This is a genomic window from Trujillonella endophytica (assembly GCF_900110555.1).
In the GTDB taxonomy this organism is placed as follows: Bacteria; Actinomycetota; Actinomycetes; order Mycobacteriales; family Geodermatophilaceae; genus Trujillonella; species Trujillonella endophytica.
Genome location: NZ_FOEE01000009.1, coordinates 1 through 14,491, shown reverse-complemented (window position 1 = coordinate 14,491; position 14,491 = coordinate 1). Strand labels below are relative to the sequence as shown.

15 protein-coding genes and 1 pseudogene are annotated in these 14,491 nt (G+C 75.6%); 5 read left to right on the top strand and 11 right to left on the bottom strand.

The features are described 5' to 3' along the window. The first annotated feature begins 107 nt into the window (after window positions 1–107). Both BMY88_RS14640 and pruA read left to right on the top strand, forming a co-directional pair. Window positions 108–1,037 (top strand): proline dehydrogenase family protein, encoded by a 930-nt coding sequence (locus tag BMY88_RS14640; protein ID WP_091944816.1) that lies wholly within the window; start codon window positions 108–110, stop codon window positions 1,035–1,037. Between the two features lie 14 nt (window positions 1,038–1,051). Beyond that, entirely contained in the window at window positions 1,052–2,677 is a 1,626-nt protein-coding gene (gene pruA / locus BMY88_RS14635; protein ID WP_091944813.1) for an L-glutamate gamma-semialdehyde dehydrogenase, read from the top strand. A gap of 90 nt (window positions 2,678–2,767) precedes the next feature. Here the strand turns inward: pruA and BMY88_RS14630 are convergent, their stop codons facing one another. Next, on the bottom strand, window positions 2,768–3,316 hold the full coding sequence (locus tag BMY88_RS14630; protein WP_091944810.1) for a DUF488 domain-containing protein: 549 nt from the start codon (window positions 3,314–3,316) through the stop codon (window positions 2,768–2,770). 84 nt (window positions 3,317–3,400) lie between these two features. Between BMY88_RS14630 and BMY88_RS14625 the strand changes: the two genes are divergently transcribed. The 3 genes from BMY88_RS14625 to BMY88_RS14615 all read left to right on the top strand — a co-directional run bounded on the left by BMY88_RS14625 (window position 3,401) and on the right by BMY88_RS14615 (window position 6,126). Beyond that, on the top strand, window positions 3,401–4,585 hold the full coding sequence (locus tag BMY88_RS14625) for an MFS transporter (protein WP_091944808.1): 1,185 nt from the start codon (window positions 3,401–3,403) through the stop codon (window positions 4,583–4,585). Between the two features lie 106 nt (window positions 4,586–4,691). Next, a complete protein-coding gene (locus BMY88_RS14620) occupies window positions 4,692–5,219 on the top strand; it encodes an RNA polymerase sigma factor (protein ID WP_211435665.1) in 528 nt (175 codons plus the stop codon). Further along, the gene (locus tag BMY88_RS14615) at window positions 5,209–6,126 is read left to right on the top strand and encodes a hypothetical protein (protein WP_091944803.1); all 918 of its coding nucleotides are present in this window, start codon (window positions 5,209–5,211) and stop codon (window positions 6,124–6,126) included. Before BMY88_RS14620 ends, BMY88_RS14615 begins: the two co-directional genes overlap by 11 nt. Window positions 6,127–6,129: 3 nt before the next feature. On the opposite strand, the gene BMY88_RS14610 is transcribed toward BMY88_RS14615, so the two are convergent. The 10 genes and pseudogenes from BMY88_RS14610 to BMY88_RS14565 form a co-directional block, all read right to left on the bottom strand. Further along, complete coding sequence (locus tag BMY88_RS14610) at window positions 6,130–6,474, bottom strand: hypothetical protein (RefSeq protein WP_091944800.1); 345 nt, start codon at window positions 6,472–6,474, stop codon at window positions 6,130–6,132. Window positions 6,475–6,504: 30 nt separating this feature from the next. Next, entirely contained in the window at window positions 6,505–7,338 is an 834-nt protein-coding gene (locus tag BMY88_RS14605; RefSeq protein WP_244524697.1) for an ABC transporter permease, read from the bottom strand. Then, a complete protein-coding gene (locus tag BMY88_RS14600; protein ID WP_091944796.1) occupies window positions 7,335–8,252 on the bottom strand; it encodes an ABC transporter ATP-binding protein in 918 nt (305 codons plus the stop codon). Before BMY88_RS14600 ends, BMY88_RS14605 begins: the two co-directional genes overlap by 4 nt. A 233-nt stretch (window positions 8,253–8,485) precedes the next feature. Beyond that, complete coding sequence (locus tag BMY88_RS14595; RefSeq protein ID WP_244524696.1) at window positions 8,486–9,526, bottom strand: NAD(P)-binding domain-containing protein; 1,041 nt, start codon at window positions 9,524–9,526, stop codon at window positions 8,486–8,488. Window positions 9,527–9,587: 61 nt separating this feature from the next. After that, entirely contained in the window at window positions 9,588–9,956 is a 369-nt protein-coding gene (locus tag BMY88_RS14590) for a hypothetical protein (protein WP_091944790.1), read from the bottom strand. Window positions 9,957–10,308: 352 nt separating this feature from the next. Next, entirely contained in the window at window positions 10,309–10,734 is a 426-nt protein-coding gene (locus tag BMY88_RS14585) for a nuclear transport factor 2 family protein (protein WP_091944787.1), read from the bottom strand. 218 nt (window positions 10,735–10,952) lie between these two features. Then, window positions 10,953–12,536, bottom strand: a complete 1,584-nt coding sequence (ahpF, locus tag BMY88_RS14580) for an alkyl hydroperoxide reductase subunit F (RefSeq protein WP_211435664.1) — start codon at window positions 12,534–12,536, stop codon at window positions 10,953–10,955. A 120-nt stretch (window positions 12,537–12,656) separates the two neighbouring features. Beyond that, entirely contained in the window at window positions 12,657–13,220 is a 564-nt protein-coding gene (gene ahpC, locus BMY88_RS14575) for an alkyl hydroperoxide reductase subunit C (RefSeq protein ID WP_091944784.1), read from the bottom strand. Between the two features lie 165 nt (window positions 13,221–13,385). After that, window positions 13,386–14,213, bottom strand: a complete 828-nt coding sequence (locus tag BMY88_RS14570; protein WP_170861119.1) for an alpha/beta fold hydrolase — start codon at window positions 14,211–14,213, stop codon at window positions 13,386–13,388. A 59-nt stretch (window positions 14,214–14,272) separates the two neighbouring features. After that, window positions 14,273–14,491: pseudogene (locus BMY88_RS14565) on the bottom strand (IS110 family transposase); the annotation flags it as partial.

The following is a 14,491-nucleotide window of genomic DNA, read 5'->3' as shown; positions in this document are numbered from 1 at the left end:
GCGCGCGGTCCCGATGCCCCGGTCGGAGGGGCGGCCGGCGAGCCCTGGCAGCGGCGGCTCCCCGCGCCTAGCGTCGACCGGACCGTCCCCGGTCGCCGGAGGTCGCCGTGCTGAGCTCCAGGGCAGTCCTGCTGGCCGCCTCCCGCCGGCCGGCACTGCGCCGGGCGCTGGTGGGCCTGCCGGTCACCCGCCGCGTCGTCGACCGCTTCGTGGCCGGGGAGACGCTGGAGGACGCGCTGACCGCCGTCCGCCGCCTCGCCGCGGACGGCGTCGCGGTGACCCTCGACCACCTCGGCGAGGCGGTGACCGACCCGGCGACGGCCCGCCGGTCCCGCGACGCCTGCCTCGCCGCGCTGGAGGGGCTGGCGCCGCTGCGGCTGGGTCCCGCCGCGGAGCTGTCGGTGAAGCTGTCGGCGTTCGGCCAGGCGCTGCCCGGGGGAGAGGCGCTCTCGCTGGAGCTGGTCCGGCCGGTGGTCGCGGCGGCGACCGGGCTGGGCACCACCGTCACCCTGGACATGGAGCAGTCGGCCACCGTCGACGCCACCCTCCGCACGCTCGCCGCGCTCCGCTGCGACTTCCCGGGCACGGGCGCGGTCCTGCAGGCGGCCCTGTTCCGCACGGCGGACGACGTGGCGGCCCTGGCCGTCCCCGGGGCGCGGGTCCGCCTGGTCAAGGGCGCCTACGACGAGCCGCCGTCGGTCGCGCACGTCGACCGGGACGACGTCGACGCCGCCTACGCGCGCTGCCTCGGGGTGCTGATGCGCGGCGGCGGGTACCCGATGGTCGGCAGCCACGACCCGCGGATGGTCGCGCTGGCCCGGCGGCTGGCCGCCGAGTACGGGCGCGCGGCGGACTCCTGGGAGGTGCAGATGCTGTACGGCATCCGCTCCGCCGAGCAGGTCCGGCTGGCCGCCGCGGGCGTGCGCGTGCGGGCGTACGTGCCCTACGGCGCCGACTGGTACGGCTACCTCGTGCGCCGGCTGGCCGAGCGGCCGGCCAACCTCCGCTTCTTCCTGCGCTCCCTCGTCCCCGGCTGAAGGGAAGGCCCGCCATGGACGGCAGCACGCGCGTCCCCCCGCCCCGCAACGAGCCCGTGCTGACCTACGCCCCGGGCAGCCCCGAGCGGGCGGAGCTGCGGACCCGGCTCGCGGAGCTCGCCGGCGCACCGCTGGAGCTGACCCTCACCCTCGGCGACGAGCAACGCATGGCCGGCGGCGAGCGCTTCGACGTCGTCCAGCCGCATCGGCACGCGGCCGTCCTCGGCGTCTGCGCGCAGGCCACCCCCGCCGACGCGCAGGCGGCGATCCGGTGCGCCCGGGACGCCGCCCCCGCCTGGCGGGAGCTGTCCCCCGACGACCGCGCCGCCGTCTTCCTCCGGGCCGCCGACCTGCTCGCCGGGCCGTGGCGGCAGACCCTCAACGCCGCCACGATGCTCGGTCAGAGCAAGACCGTGCAGCAGGCGGAGATCGACAGTGCGTGCGAGCTCGCCGACTTCTGGCGCTACAACGTGCACTTCGCCCGGCAGGTGCTCGCCGAGCAGCCGGAGTCCGCCCCCGGCACCTGGAACCGCAGCGACCACCGCCCGCTCGAGGGCTTCGTCTACGCGATCACCCCGTTCAACTTCACCGCGATCGCGGGCAACCTGCCGACCGCCCCGGCGTTGATGGGCAACACCGTCGTCTGGAAGCCGGCGCCGACCCAGCAGTTCGCCGCGCACTTCCTGATGCGACTGCTCGAGGCGGCCGGCCTGCCGCCCGGGGTGATCACCATGGTGACCGGCGACGGCGCGGCGGTCTCGGAGGTGGCGCTGGCCGACCCGGCGCTCGCCGGCATCCACTTCACCGGGTCGACGCGGGTCTTCCAGCACCTGTGGCGCACCGTCGGGGAGAACATCGGGGGGTATCGCTCCTATCCCCGCCTCGTGGGAGAGACCGGCGGCAAGGACTTCGTCGTCGCCCATCCCTCGGCCGACGTCGACGTGCTGCGCACCGCCCTGGTCCGCGGCGCGTTCGAGTACCAGGGGCAGAAGTGCTCGGCGGCCTCGCGGGCCTACGTGCCGCGCAGCGTGTGGACGCGGCTGCGGGACGACCTGGTCGACACCACCGAGGCGCTGTCCATGGGCGACGTCAGCGACCTGTCGCACTTCCTGGGCGCGGTGATCGACCGCCGCGCCTTCGACCGCCTCGCCCGGGTGCTGGACCGGGCCCGGTCGGACGACGCCCTGACCGTGGTCGCCGGCGGCACCGCGGACGACGCCGAGGGCTTCTTCGTCCGGCCCACGATCGTCGAGGGCACCGACCCCGGGCACGAGGTCTTCACCACCGAGTACTTCGGCCCGGTGCTCGCGGTGCACGTCTACGACGACGCCGACTACGACGCGGTGCTCACCCAGCTGGAGTCGGTGGCGCCGTACGCGCTGACCGGGGCCGTCGTCGCCCGGGACCGCGCCGCCATCGCCGCCGCCGAGCGGGTCCTGCGCTTCGCGGCCGGGAACTTCTACGTCAACGACAAGCCCACCGGGGCCGTCGTCGGTCAGCAGCCCTTCGGCGGCGGCCGCGCCTCGGGCACGAACGACAAGGCCGGGGCCGCGCAGAACCTGCTGCGCTGGACCAGCACCCGGGTGATCAAGGAGACGTTCGTGCCGCCGACCGACTACCGCTACCCGCACATGTCCTGAGCGGAGTCGCCGGTCGACCGGCCACGATCAGGTCCCCTGATCATGCGGCGTCCTCCCTCACCGCAGGAGGTGAGGGAGGACGCTGCGGGATCAGGTTCCCTGATCCCCGCGGGGCGCCGCGGGCCAGCGGACCAGCCCGTCCGGGCCCAGGACGGCGCCCTCGGCCGGCGGGTGCGGCGTGGTCCGCCCGTCGGGGAGGAGGTGGCGGACGGGCAGGCCCCGGCCGAGGACGACGACGTCGGCGATCAGCCGCCGGTGGCAGCGCCACCACACGCTCTCGCTGCACATCACCGCGACCGTCGCAGCGGCCGCCTCGGCCAGCACCTCGTCCAGCGCGGCGGCGAACTCCGGCGTGCGGGTGTGGGCGGCGTACGCGGCGAACTGGGCGACGGTCCACCAGTCGTCGGCGACGGGCTCCCCCGTGGGCAGGTGCCGGCGCCCGCCCAGCCGCTCCTCCCACCGGTACCCGACCCCGACGCCGGGTAGCCACGCCGCCAGGGCCTCGCGGCCGACGTCGGGGTTGCTACGGCTGCCGGGGAAGCGGCGCACGTCCACCACGAGGTCGACCCCGGCCGCCGAGAGACGGGGGCCGAGCACCTCGCGGGGGGCGGGCCCGTGGCCCACGGTCAGCAGCCGCACGCCTGCTCCCTACCCCGGGGACGGTGCCGCCGACGCGCGGGCCATGCTGGTCGGCGGGCCGCTCGGGCCCGGGGGAGGGCAGGAATGGACGGCGGGCGGGCGGCGCGGACGTCGTTGCTGCGGGAGCCGGCCCTGCAGGCGCTGCTCGCCGTCACCGTGCTCGGGTTCGCCAGCTACTGCCTGACCCTGGCGTCGCTGCCCACCTACGCCGTCGAGGGCGGTGCGGACGCGAGCACCGCCGGGGTGGTGACCGCGGTCTTCCTCGGGGTGACCATCGCCGCCCAGATCGCCGTGCCGGCCCTGACCGCGCGGTTCGGCACCGGGCCGGTGCTGGCGCTGGGACTGCTGGCGATGGGGCTGCCCTCCCCGCTGTACGCCTTGGACGACGGCCTGCTCTGGCTGTCCGTGCTGTCGGCGGTCCGCGGGGTCGGGTTCGGCATCATCACCGTCCTCGGGGCGCTGCTGGCCGCGGCGGTGGCGCCCGCGGAGCGCCGCGGGGAGGCGATCGGCCTGTACGGCCTGGCCGTCGCCGTGCCGAACCTGATCGGCGTCCCGGCGGGGGTGGCGCTGGTCCTCGACGGGCACGCGGCGTGGATGGCGTGGCTGTCCGCCTCGCCGCTGCTGGGGCTGCTGTTCCTGCCCGCGCTGATGCGGGCCGCGGCGCCGCTCGTGCCCTCGCCCGGTGGCGGGGCGGGCAGGCGCGCGGTCGGGGCGGCCCTGGCGCCGTCGGCGGTGCTGCTCGCGGTCACGCTCGCCGGCGGCGGGGTGGTCACGTTCCTGCCGATCGAGCGACCGGACGGCGCGCTGGCCACCGTGGCGCTGGTCGTCATGGGCGTCGGGGCGGCCCTGGCCCGCTGGCGCGTGGGCGTGCTGGCCGACCGGCTGGGCACCCGCCTCCTGCTGCCGGCGGGGGTGGCGGTCGGCGCCGTCGGCATGGCCCTGCTGGGCGCCGGCCTGCGGTGGGACGACGCCGCGCTGCTGGTCGGGGTCGCGCTGTTCGGGATCAGCTACGGCGCGGTGCAGAACCTGACGCTGCTGACGGCCTTCGCCCGGGCGGGAGCGGGTGGGGCGACGGCAGCCAGCGCGATGTGGAACGCCTCGTTCGACGCGGGCACGGCGATGGGTGCCCTGGCGCTCGGCTGGGTCGCCGGCGGGCTGGGCCTGCCGTGGACCTACGCCTGGGTCGCGGTCCTGCTGGCGGTCACGACCCCGCTGGCGGTGGCGGCGACCCGGCCGGTGGCCGCGGTGGCCCGTCCGCCGGAGGCATAGGACGCCGCCGGCCGACCTCGGAACTTCCTCGACCCGCATGTCAACCTCGGCGGGAGTCGTGCGTCTGTCCTGGTGGGAGATCGGCGACGCGAGAGGCGGTGCGTGGGTGGACGCCACGGAGGAGCTCGTGCCGCACGACCGGGACGCGGCCGTCGAGGTGCTCTTCCGGGCGGAGTGGGCGTCCCTGCGGAGGCTCGGCTTCCTCCTCACCGACGACCTCGGCCTCGCCGAGGACCTGGCCCAGGAGGCGTTCCTGGGGTTGCACCGGCGGTGGGGCGATCTCGACGACAGGTCGTCGGCGGCGGCCTACCTCCGCTCGTCGGTGGTGAACGGTGCCCGGTCGGCGCACCGGCGGCGAGCGCTGGCCCGCCGGCGCCCGCCGCCGCCCGACCCGGCCTCGACCGCCGGCCCCGACGCCGGGCTGCTGCTGGCCGAGGAGCACCGCGCCGTCCTGGGGGCGGTCCGCCGGCTGCCGAGGCGCCAGCGGGAGGTGCTGGTGCTGCGGTACTGGTCGGGGCTGAGCGAGGCCGAGATCGCCCGCACGCTCGGGGTGTCCGCGGGCACCGTCAAGACCAGTGCGTTCCGCGCGCTGGCCACGCTGTCGAACCGCCTGGGAGCCACCGATGAGCACTGACATCGAGCAGCGCCTGGAGCGCGCCTTCGCCGCCTATGCCGACCTCGCCGGGGCAGACCCGGACAGCGCCCTCGACAGCCGATCCGCGCCGTCCGGCCCGCCCCGGCGCAGCCGGGTCCGCCGCTGGGCGCCACCCCTCGCACTGGGCACCGCCGTGGCAGCGGCCGCCGCGGGCGTCTTCCTCGTGGTCGGCGACGGGGGTGGCGAGCCGTCGGGCGGGCATGCGGCGGCCGCGACCTGGGAGTCGCCGCAGTTCACCGACCCCGCCGACCGGGCGGAGGCGGCCGAGGAATACCTCCGCCTCCTCCGGGGGAGCCAGGACGCGGGGGCCTTTGTGCCGCCGCCGTACCGGACCCTCGCGGAGGCCCTGCCCAACACGCGGTTCCGGTTGCCCGACGGTTCGGTCGGCGGGCCCGCGACGGAGCTCGTCGTCGTCGGCCGCGTCACGCAGGTCGGCCCGGGACGGGGCTTCTACACCCCACCGGGAGGCGACGAGCCCGACACCGTGGTGACGGCGTTCGACGATCCCCGCGACCTCGAGTGGCGAACGGTGCATGCACAGGTGGACGTGACGACGGTGCTCGGCGGGCAGCTGAATGTTCGGACGATCGTGGTGGGTGTCCCCTGGGGCCCCGATGTCCCCTTCGAGGTGGCGCGGGACGGACTGCCCGCGCTGGGCGAGGTCGTCCTCTTCCTGAGGTCGGGGGCCTTCGCCTACGACCCGAGCATCCACCGCGTGGAGTGGGGCGGCGCGGACCTGCTCGTCACGGTCGGCGACGACGGACGGCTGGCCCTGCCCGACTTCGACCCGACGGAGGCGGAGCGCTTCCTGGCCGGCACTCCCACCCTGGACAGCCTCCGGGCAGCGGCCGCGGCCCCGCCGCGGATCCTCCCGGTCCCGGAGTGACCCTCAGCCGGCGACGCGGTCGGCCGTCTCCCGCAGCCGGCGGAGCAGGAGCACCTCCTCGGCCGCCCGGCGGAGCCAGGTCCGCAGGCCGGCCGGGTCGGTGCGGGAGCGGTCGCGCAGCGCGCCGAGATGCACCTGCCGGGTGGCGGCCTGGGCGCGCTGCGCCGGGGGGAGCCGGCGGGCCTCGGTGCGCGCGATCGCGGTCAGCCCCGCGCCGACGAAGGCGAGGTCGCGGACCTCGGTGAGCTCCTCCAGCAGCGCCTCCGCGCTCGCCTCGTCGTCGGCCAGGCGGCGCAGCAGCTCGTCGGCCCGGTCGCGGCCGGCGGTGAGGTCATCGGGGGCGGTCACCCGCCCACTGTCCCACCGCCGGCCCGCCCTTCAGGCGTCGCGGCGCCGGAAGGCCACCGTCGCCACCGCGAGCAGCACCGCCACCTCGACGGCGAACACCGCGAACCCGGGCCACGGGTCGAGCAGCTCCGGATTGAACGACACCGGGGTCGCGACCGCCGAGCCGGCGTTGCCCGGGAGCACCTTGGCCACCCACTCGCCCCATCCGCCGGGCAGCAGGAACGCCATGTTGCCGACGACGAAGACGATCCCGAGCACCGTCGCCAGCGCCGCGGCGGTGTGCCGCACGAGGAGGCCGACCGCCATCGACAGCAGTCCCAGCCCGGCCAGGTAGAGGCCGCTACCGACGAGGGCGCGCAGCACGCCGTCGTCGTCCAGGGACAGGCCGATGCCCTCCGCGGAGAGGAACGCGTTGCCGCCCAGGTAGCCCGCGAAGGCCGTGACCGTGCCGGCCACGAGCAGGGTGCTGGTGAGGACGGCCGCCTTGGCCGCCAGCACCGGCCCGCGCCGGGGGACGGCGGCGAGGGTCGCGCGGATCATCCCGGTGCCGTACTCGCTGGTCGCCACGAGCGTGCCCAGCACCACGGCGGTGACCTGGGCGAGCATCAGGCCCCACGTGACGAAGGAGGCCGGCGACTCGTCGGCCTCGTCGCCGGCCAGCCACTCCGCGCTGGTGGCGCACACGAGCACGGTCAGCCCGGCGCCGAGCACGAACAGGGTCGCGACCGACCAGGCGGTGGAGCGCACCGACCAGAACTTGATCCACTCGGCGCGCAGCACGTTCCCGAAACCGGGCCGGGAGGCGCCGGCGGCGGCCGGCGGGGTGGTCGGGACGGGCCGGTCGGCGGTCACGGCGGCGGTCATCGCGCGGCCCCCGCGGGAGTGGTGCCGTACTCGACGCTGTCGGCGGTGAGGGTCATGAAGGCGTCCTCCAGGGACGACCGGACGAGCGTGAGCTCGTGCAGGACGAGGCCGTGCGCGCCGGCGAGGTCGCCGATGCCGCTCGTGTCGAGGCCCTCCACGCGCAGCCCCTCGCCATCGGCGGTGACGTGGGCGCCGGAGCGGCGCAGCACCGCGGCGAGCTCGCCCGACTGCGGGCTGCGCACCCGCACGTGCGCGGCGGCGTGCCGGGCGATGAAGTCCGCCGTGGGGCAGTCGGCGAGCACCCGGCCCCGCCCGATGACGACCAGGTGGTCGGCGGTCAGCGCCATCTCGGCCATGAGGTGGCTGGAGACGAACACGGTGCGCCCCTCCGCGGCCAGCTGCCGGGCGAGGGTGCGGACCCAGCGGATGCCCTCGGGGTCCAGGCCGTTCACCGGCTCGTCGAGGACGACGACGGCGGGGTCGCCGAGCAGCGCCACGGCGATGCCGAGCCGCTGGCTCATGCCGAGGGAGAACCGGCCGACCCGCTGGTCGGCCACCCCTTCCAGACCGACGAGCCCCAGGACCGCGTCGATGCGCGTCGCGGGGAGCGCGTTGCTGGCCGCCAGCCAGCGCAGGTGGTTGCGGGCGGTGCGGCCCGGGTGCAGGGCGCGGGCCTCCAGCAGCGCGCCGACCTCGCGCAGCGGGGCGGGGGAGTCGGCGTAGCGGGAGCCGTTGACCGTGACGCTGCCGCTGGTGGGCCGGTCCAGCCCCAGCACCATCCGCATCGTCGTCGACTTGCCCGCGCCGTTGGGGCCGAGGAAGCCGGTCACCCGGCCGGGCTCGACGGTGAAGGAGATGCCGTCGACGGCGGTCCGGGGGCCGTAGGTCTTGGTGAGGTCCCGGGCGATGATCACGGCGCCGTCCCGGGCAGGAGGGGAGGAGTCATGCCGTCGAGGCTGTCGGGCGCCGCCGTCCGGGGACATCCGGGAGCGCCCTGACCCGACCCCCATCCGTCCCCCAGGAGACCGCTCGGGGGTCTCCAGCCTGCCGAGATCGCCGATCTCGGCACCATCGGGGCCCGATGCCGCCGAGATCGCCGATCTCGGCGGGGGCAGGCGGCGGGGAGAGGGGGCGGACGGCGGGCGGGTCAGGCCGCGGCGCGGTCCGGGAGGAGCTGCCTGGCGAGCTCCACGGCCGCGGCGCGCCCGGCCCGGTTCGCGCCGATGGTGCTGGCGCTGGGGCCGTAGCCGACCAGGTGCAGCCGCGTCTCGCCGACGACCCGGGTGCCCTCCAGCGGGATCGCGCCGCCCGGCGCGCGCAGCCGCAGCGGCGCCAGGTGCCCGACGGCGGCGCGGAAGCCGGTGGCCCACAGGATCGCGTCGGCCCGGACCGACCGCCCGTCGTCCCAGACGACGCCGTCGGGGGTGATGCGGTCGAACACCGGCAACCGCTCGAGCAGGCCGCGGTCGCGGGCCCCGCGGACCCACGGGGTCACGACCAGCCCGGTGGTGCCGACGACGCTGCCCGGCGAGCGGCCCTCGCGGATCGCGGCGGCCACCCGGGCGACGGCCGCGCGTCCGGCGGCCTCGTCGAACGGGCCCTCCCGCCACACGGGCGGGCGCCGGGTCACCCAGGTCGTCGTCGCCACCTCGCCGATCTCGCCGAGCAGCTGGACGGCGGAGGCGCCCCCGCCCACGACGACCACCGACCCGCCGGCGAACTCCTCCGCCGACCGGTAGTCGGCGGCGTGCAGCTGCCGGCCGCGGAAGGTCTCCTGGCCCGGGTAGCGAGGCACGAACGGCCGGGTCCACGTGCCGGTGGCGTTGACGACGGCGCGGGCCGACCAGTCGCCGTCGGGGGTCTCGACGACGAACCCGAGGCCCGCCCGCCGGACGGCGGTGACGCGGACCGGCCGGTGCACCGGCAGGTCGAAGCGGCGCTCGTACTCGGCGAAGTAGGCCGGCACCGCCTCCGCGGCCGACTGCTCGCCCCGCCCGGGGAACGGCAGCCCCGGCAGGTCGTGCACGCGGTGGGTGGTGCCGACCGTCAGCGCGGGCCAGCGGTGCCGCCACGCGCCTCCGGGGCCGTCGTCGCCGTCCAGGACGACGAAGCCCCTCTCGCGGGCGAAGCCGAGGCGGGCGAGGTGGTAGGCCGTGCTCAGCCCGCCCTGGCCGCCCCCGACCACCACCACTCCACGGCCCGGCTGCTGGTCACACGCCGGTCAACGCCCCGACCGGCGCGGACCTTCCTCAGTCCGGGGTGCGCGACAGCGACGCCAGAGCCGCGCCGGAGACGGTGCGCAGCGGGCTCGCCGGGTCGAGCTCGAGGCGGAAGGTCACCGCGTCGGGGCGGGCCTCGACGAGGGTCACGGGCACCCGGCCCTCCTCCGGCGAGGTCCACCACCACCGCTCGGCCAGCACCGCCAGGCCGCGGGCGTGCAGGAACCCCGCCGCCTCCTCGCGGCCGCCGAACGTGGCCAGCTCGACGCCGAAGAGGGTGTGCGCCACCCACACGTCGGCACCGTCGCGCCGCTCGGCGGACAGCCGGCCGACCAGCTCGCCGTCGTGCGGGCGGTGCACGGGGAGCCGGGGCGGCGCCGTGCCGGGGGAGGGGGTCACGAGGCGACGGTAGGTGCCCCGACAAGGGGTTTTCGCAGCTCGAGGCCGGGTCGGCGGATCTTGCGGTGACCTTGCGGTTGCCGGGCGGGACGCCTGCGGTTCGGTCGGCAGAGTCCTCCTTGTCGCCGGGAACGGCGGCGCACCACAGCTCAGGCCCTCGCGGGCCCGGTTCGACCAGCGTCTCCATCGCACGGGGGGACGGAGCCGCTGGTCGGGGGGAGCCGGGAACGGGAAGGGCCGGACACGGTCGGCGTCTGCGACGCACGGGGGGACGCAGCCACCGACCGGGGGGAACGAGAGGGGCCGGCGCGGATCATCCGCACCGGCCCCTCTCGCCGTCCGGGCCGGGTCGTCACCGGTCGGCGAAGGCCTCCGGGGCGGCGGGGTCCTCGTGCATGAGATAGGCCGTCCGGACGCGGCCGTCCTCGAGGTAGTAGACGAACACCGACGCGTCCTCCACCGTCCTGCCGTCGATGTCCGCGCTCGCCCTGATGAAGACCACGGCGCGCTTCTCGTCGGGGACGACGACGTCCTCCAGGGTCAGCCGGACCGGGCCTCCGGCGACCTGGGACGCCTGGGTCCACAGGTGCAGGATGCTGTCCCAGCCCCGGTGCACGCCGCCGGTGATGCCGCCGCTGACGTCGACGTACGTGACGTCGTCGGTCATCAGCTGCCGCAGCGGCTCCACGTCGCCCCGTGCCATCGCCGCGTAGGCCGCGCGGATCCGGTCGGCGATCGCGGCCGTGTCCCGCTCGGTGCCCGTCGTCGTGGAGGTCATCCGGGTCCACCCCTGCAGCTCGCGGGCGCGGGACGGTGCGCCACGGCGACCGCCGTCCCGCGCCCCCGGAGGGCGGCCGCGCGAGCGACGCTAGGACCCGGCCCCGGGGCGCGGCAGGGGCCAAGGGCTCGGCGGCCGTGCGGTGAGGGGGGCGGGGAACGCGAGGGGCCGGTACGGATCGAGATCCGTACCGGCCCCTCCTGCCGTGCTGCCGGCGGTCAGGCGGTCGCACCCGCCGGCGCCGACGTCCGGATCAGGTGGTCGAACGCGCTGAGCGCGGCGGTGGAGCCGGTGCCCATCGCGGTCACGATCTGCTTGTAGGGCTCGGTCGTGCAGTCGCCCGCGGCGTAGACCCCGGGGATCGACGTCGCGCCGCGCTCGTCGACCACGACCTCGCCGCGCCGGGTCAGCTCGACGCTGCCCTCGAGCCACTCGGTGTTGGGCAGCAGGCCGATCTGGACGAACACGCCGGCCAGGTCCAGCCGCCGCGTCTCGCCCGAGGGCCGGTCGGTGTAGGTCAGGCCGGTCACCCGGTTGCCGTCGCCGAGGACCTCGCTGGTCGCGGCGGACAGGACGACGTCGACGTTGGGCAGGCTGTGCAGCTTGCGCTGCAGGACGTCGTCGGCCCGCAGCCGGTCGTCGAACTCGACCAGCGTGACGTGCTCGACGACGCCGGCCAGGTCGATCGCCGCCTCGACTCCGGAGTTGCCGCCGCCGATCACCGCGACGCGCTTGCCCTTGAACAGCGGGCCGTCGCAGTGCGGGCAGTAGGTGACGCCCTTGTTGCGGTACTCCTGCTCGCCGGGGACGCCGATGTGCCGCCACCGCGCGCCGGTGGCCAGGACCACGGCGCGGCCCTGGACCCGGGCGCCGCTGGCCAGCTCGACCGTGTGCAGGTCGCCGTCGGTCTCCGCCGGCACGAGCTTCGCGGCGCGCTGCAGGCCCATGACGTCGATCTCGTACTCGGCGGCGTGCTGCTCGAGCGCGGCGGCCAGCTTCGGGCCCTCGGTGTAGGGCACCGAGATGAGGTTCTCGATGGCCATGGTGTCGAGCACCTGGCCGCCGAGCCGCTCGCCGATCACGCCGGTCCGGATGCCCTTGCGGGCGGCGTAGATGCCGGCGGAGAACCCGGCGGGGCCGGCGCCGACGACGAGGACGTCGAAGGGGTCCTTGCCCTCGATGGCCTCCGCGGCGCGCTCGGTGGCGCTGGTGTCGAGCTTGCCCAGGATCTGCTCGAGGGTCATCCGGCCCTGGTCGAAGACCTCGCCGTTGACGAAGACGGTGGGGACGGCGAGCACGCCGCGCTCCTCCACCTCCTCGCGGAACACGCCGCCGTCGATGGCGGTGTGCCGGATCCGCGGGTTGAGCACGCTCATGACGTTGAGCGCCTGCACCACGTCGGGGCAGTTCTGACAGGTCAGGGAGAAGACGGTCTCGAAGGAGTACTCGCCGTCCAGGGCCTGGATCTGCTCGACCAGTTCGGGCGCGATGTTGGGGGTGTGGCCGCCGACGTGCAGGAGCGCGAGCACGAACGAGGTGAACTCGTGGCCCAGCGGCAGGCCCGCGAAGCGCACCGAGATGTCGGTCCCGACCCGCTCGATGGCGAAGGAGGGGCGGCGCTCGTCGTCGTCCCGCCGGACGTAGGTGACCTGGTCGGAGAGGGCGGCGACCTCGGTGAGCAGCTCGTCCGTCTGCGAGGACTTGGCGCTGTCGTCGAGGGAGGCGACCAGCTCGATCGGCCGCTTGACCAGGGTCAGGTGCTGGGCGAGCTGCTTGCTGAGGGCGGGGTCGAGCACGGGCACGGGAGGCCTCCGGGATGAGAGGGGGTGCTGGAGGAGCCGGGGGCCGGTGCGGGGCGGGGCGAGCGGCAGCCCGCCCCGCACCGGCGTGCGACGCCCGGGGGCGTCAGGTGCTGACCGGAGTCAGATCTTGCCGACGAGGTCCAGGCTCGGGGCGAGGGTGCTGTCGCCCTCTTCCCACTTGGCCGGGCAGACCTCGTTCGGGTGCTCCCGGACGTACTGCGCGGCCTTGGCCTTGCGCAGCAGCTCGGCGGCGTTGCGGCCGACGCCCTCGGACGAGATCTCCATGAACTGGATGACGCCGTCGGGGTCGATCAGGAACGTGGCGCGGTCGGCCAGGCCCTGGCCCGGGCGCATGACCTCGAAGTTGTTCGTGATCGCGCCGGTCGGGTCGCCGATCATCGGGTACTGGACCTTGACGATCGTGTCCGACGTCTCGTGCCACGCCTTGTGGGTGAAGTGGGTGTCGGTGGAGACCGAGTAGATCTCCACGCCGATCGCCCGGAAGTCCTCGTACAGGTCGGCGAGGTCGCCCAGCTCGGTGGGGCAGACGAAGGTGAAGTCGGCCGGGTAGAAGAAGACGACCGACCACTTCCCGCGCAGGTCGGTGTCGGAGACGTCGACGAACGCGCCGTTGTGGAACGCGGTGGCCGCGAACGGCTTGATCTCGGTGTTGATGAGGGCCATGGAGATGCCTCCGCTCGTTGGTGGGACTGCCGTGCTTTTCTTGAACCATACAAGAAAGGCACGAGCTGCCACGAGCGGGGCGCCGATGACCTGGATCACGTCTGCCCAGGTGGCGGGCCGGTTCGAGGTGTGGGACGGACGTCGCGGCGTGCCCGCGCCGGGCGCTCAGGCCCGGGCGAGCTCGTCGATCAGCCGCGCGCAGATAGCAGGGTCCTCGAGGACCATGTGGTGGTGCAGGCCCGGCACCCGGACCGCGCGGACGCCGGGCAGCATCCCGGTCACCTCCGCGGCCTTGGCGTCGTCCACCACGAGGCTGGCGCCCCCGGAGACGTATGCGACGGGGATCGTCAGGGAGGTCGCGGCGTGCATCACGTGCTCGTCGTAGAGCGTGGGGAACTGCTGCCCCCCGTGCTTCCACGTCCACCCGCCCTCGACGGCCCGGACCGAGTACTCGGCCACCGGGGCGAACAGCTCGGCGGGCGGCTCGGGCTGCGACGGGCCGAGCCGGAACGCGGCGACGGCGGCCTCCCGTGTCGGGTACACCTTCGGCGGCCGCGGCGGGGGGAGGGTGCGGCCCTTGAGGGTCTCGGGCACGAGGATCCCGCAGTCGATCAGCACGAGGCCGGCGATCCGGTCCGGGTGCCCGCCGCCGGCGAGCAGGGCCACGCGGCCGCCCAGGCTGTGGCCGACCACCACGGGCCGTCGCGCGCCCGCCGCCTCCGCGACCGCCACGATCTCCCGGGCCCACTGCTGGCCGGAGTACCCGGCGCGGTGCCCGCTGTCGCCGTGCCCGCTCAGGTCGAACGTGACCACGCGCCACCGGTCGGCCAGCAGCGGGACGACGGCGTGCCACCACACGTGGTGGGCGCCGTGGCCGTGGACGAGGACCAGGTCGCCGGCCCGGTCGTCGTCCTGGCGGCCGGTGACGGCGTAGCGCACCGGCGTCCCCTCGACGAGGACCTCGTGCGGCAGGACGGGGCTGGAACCGGGCACGGCTGGCATGGTGCACCACCGCGCGGCGGCCGGACGGCGACGGGATGCTCCTATCGGCGTCAAGCAGTGGAGACCAGGTCGTCAAAGTCGGCGAGTAGCGCGGTGTGGACCTCACGGACGACGTAGCGCTTGAGGCAGCGCATGATCTCTTTCTTGCTCAGTCCCTGGGCGGTGCGGCGGGCGACGTAGGCGCGGGTGCGGTCGTCGTGGCGCATCCGGCAGAGCACGATCCGATGGATCGCGTTGTTGGCGGCGCGGTCGCCGCCGCGGTTGAGCCG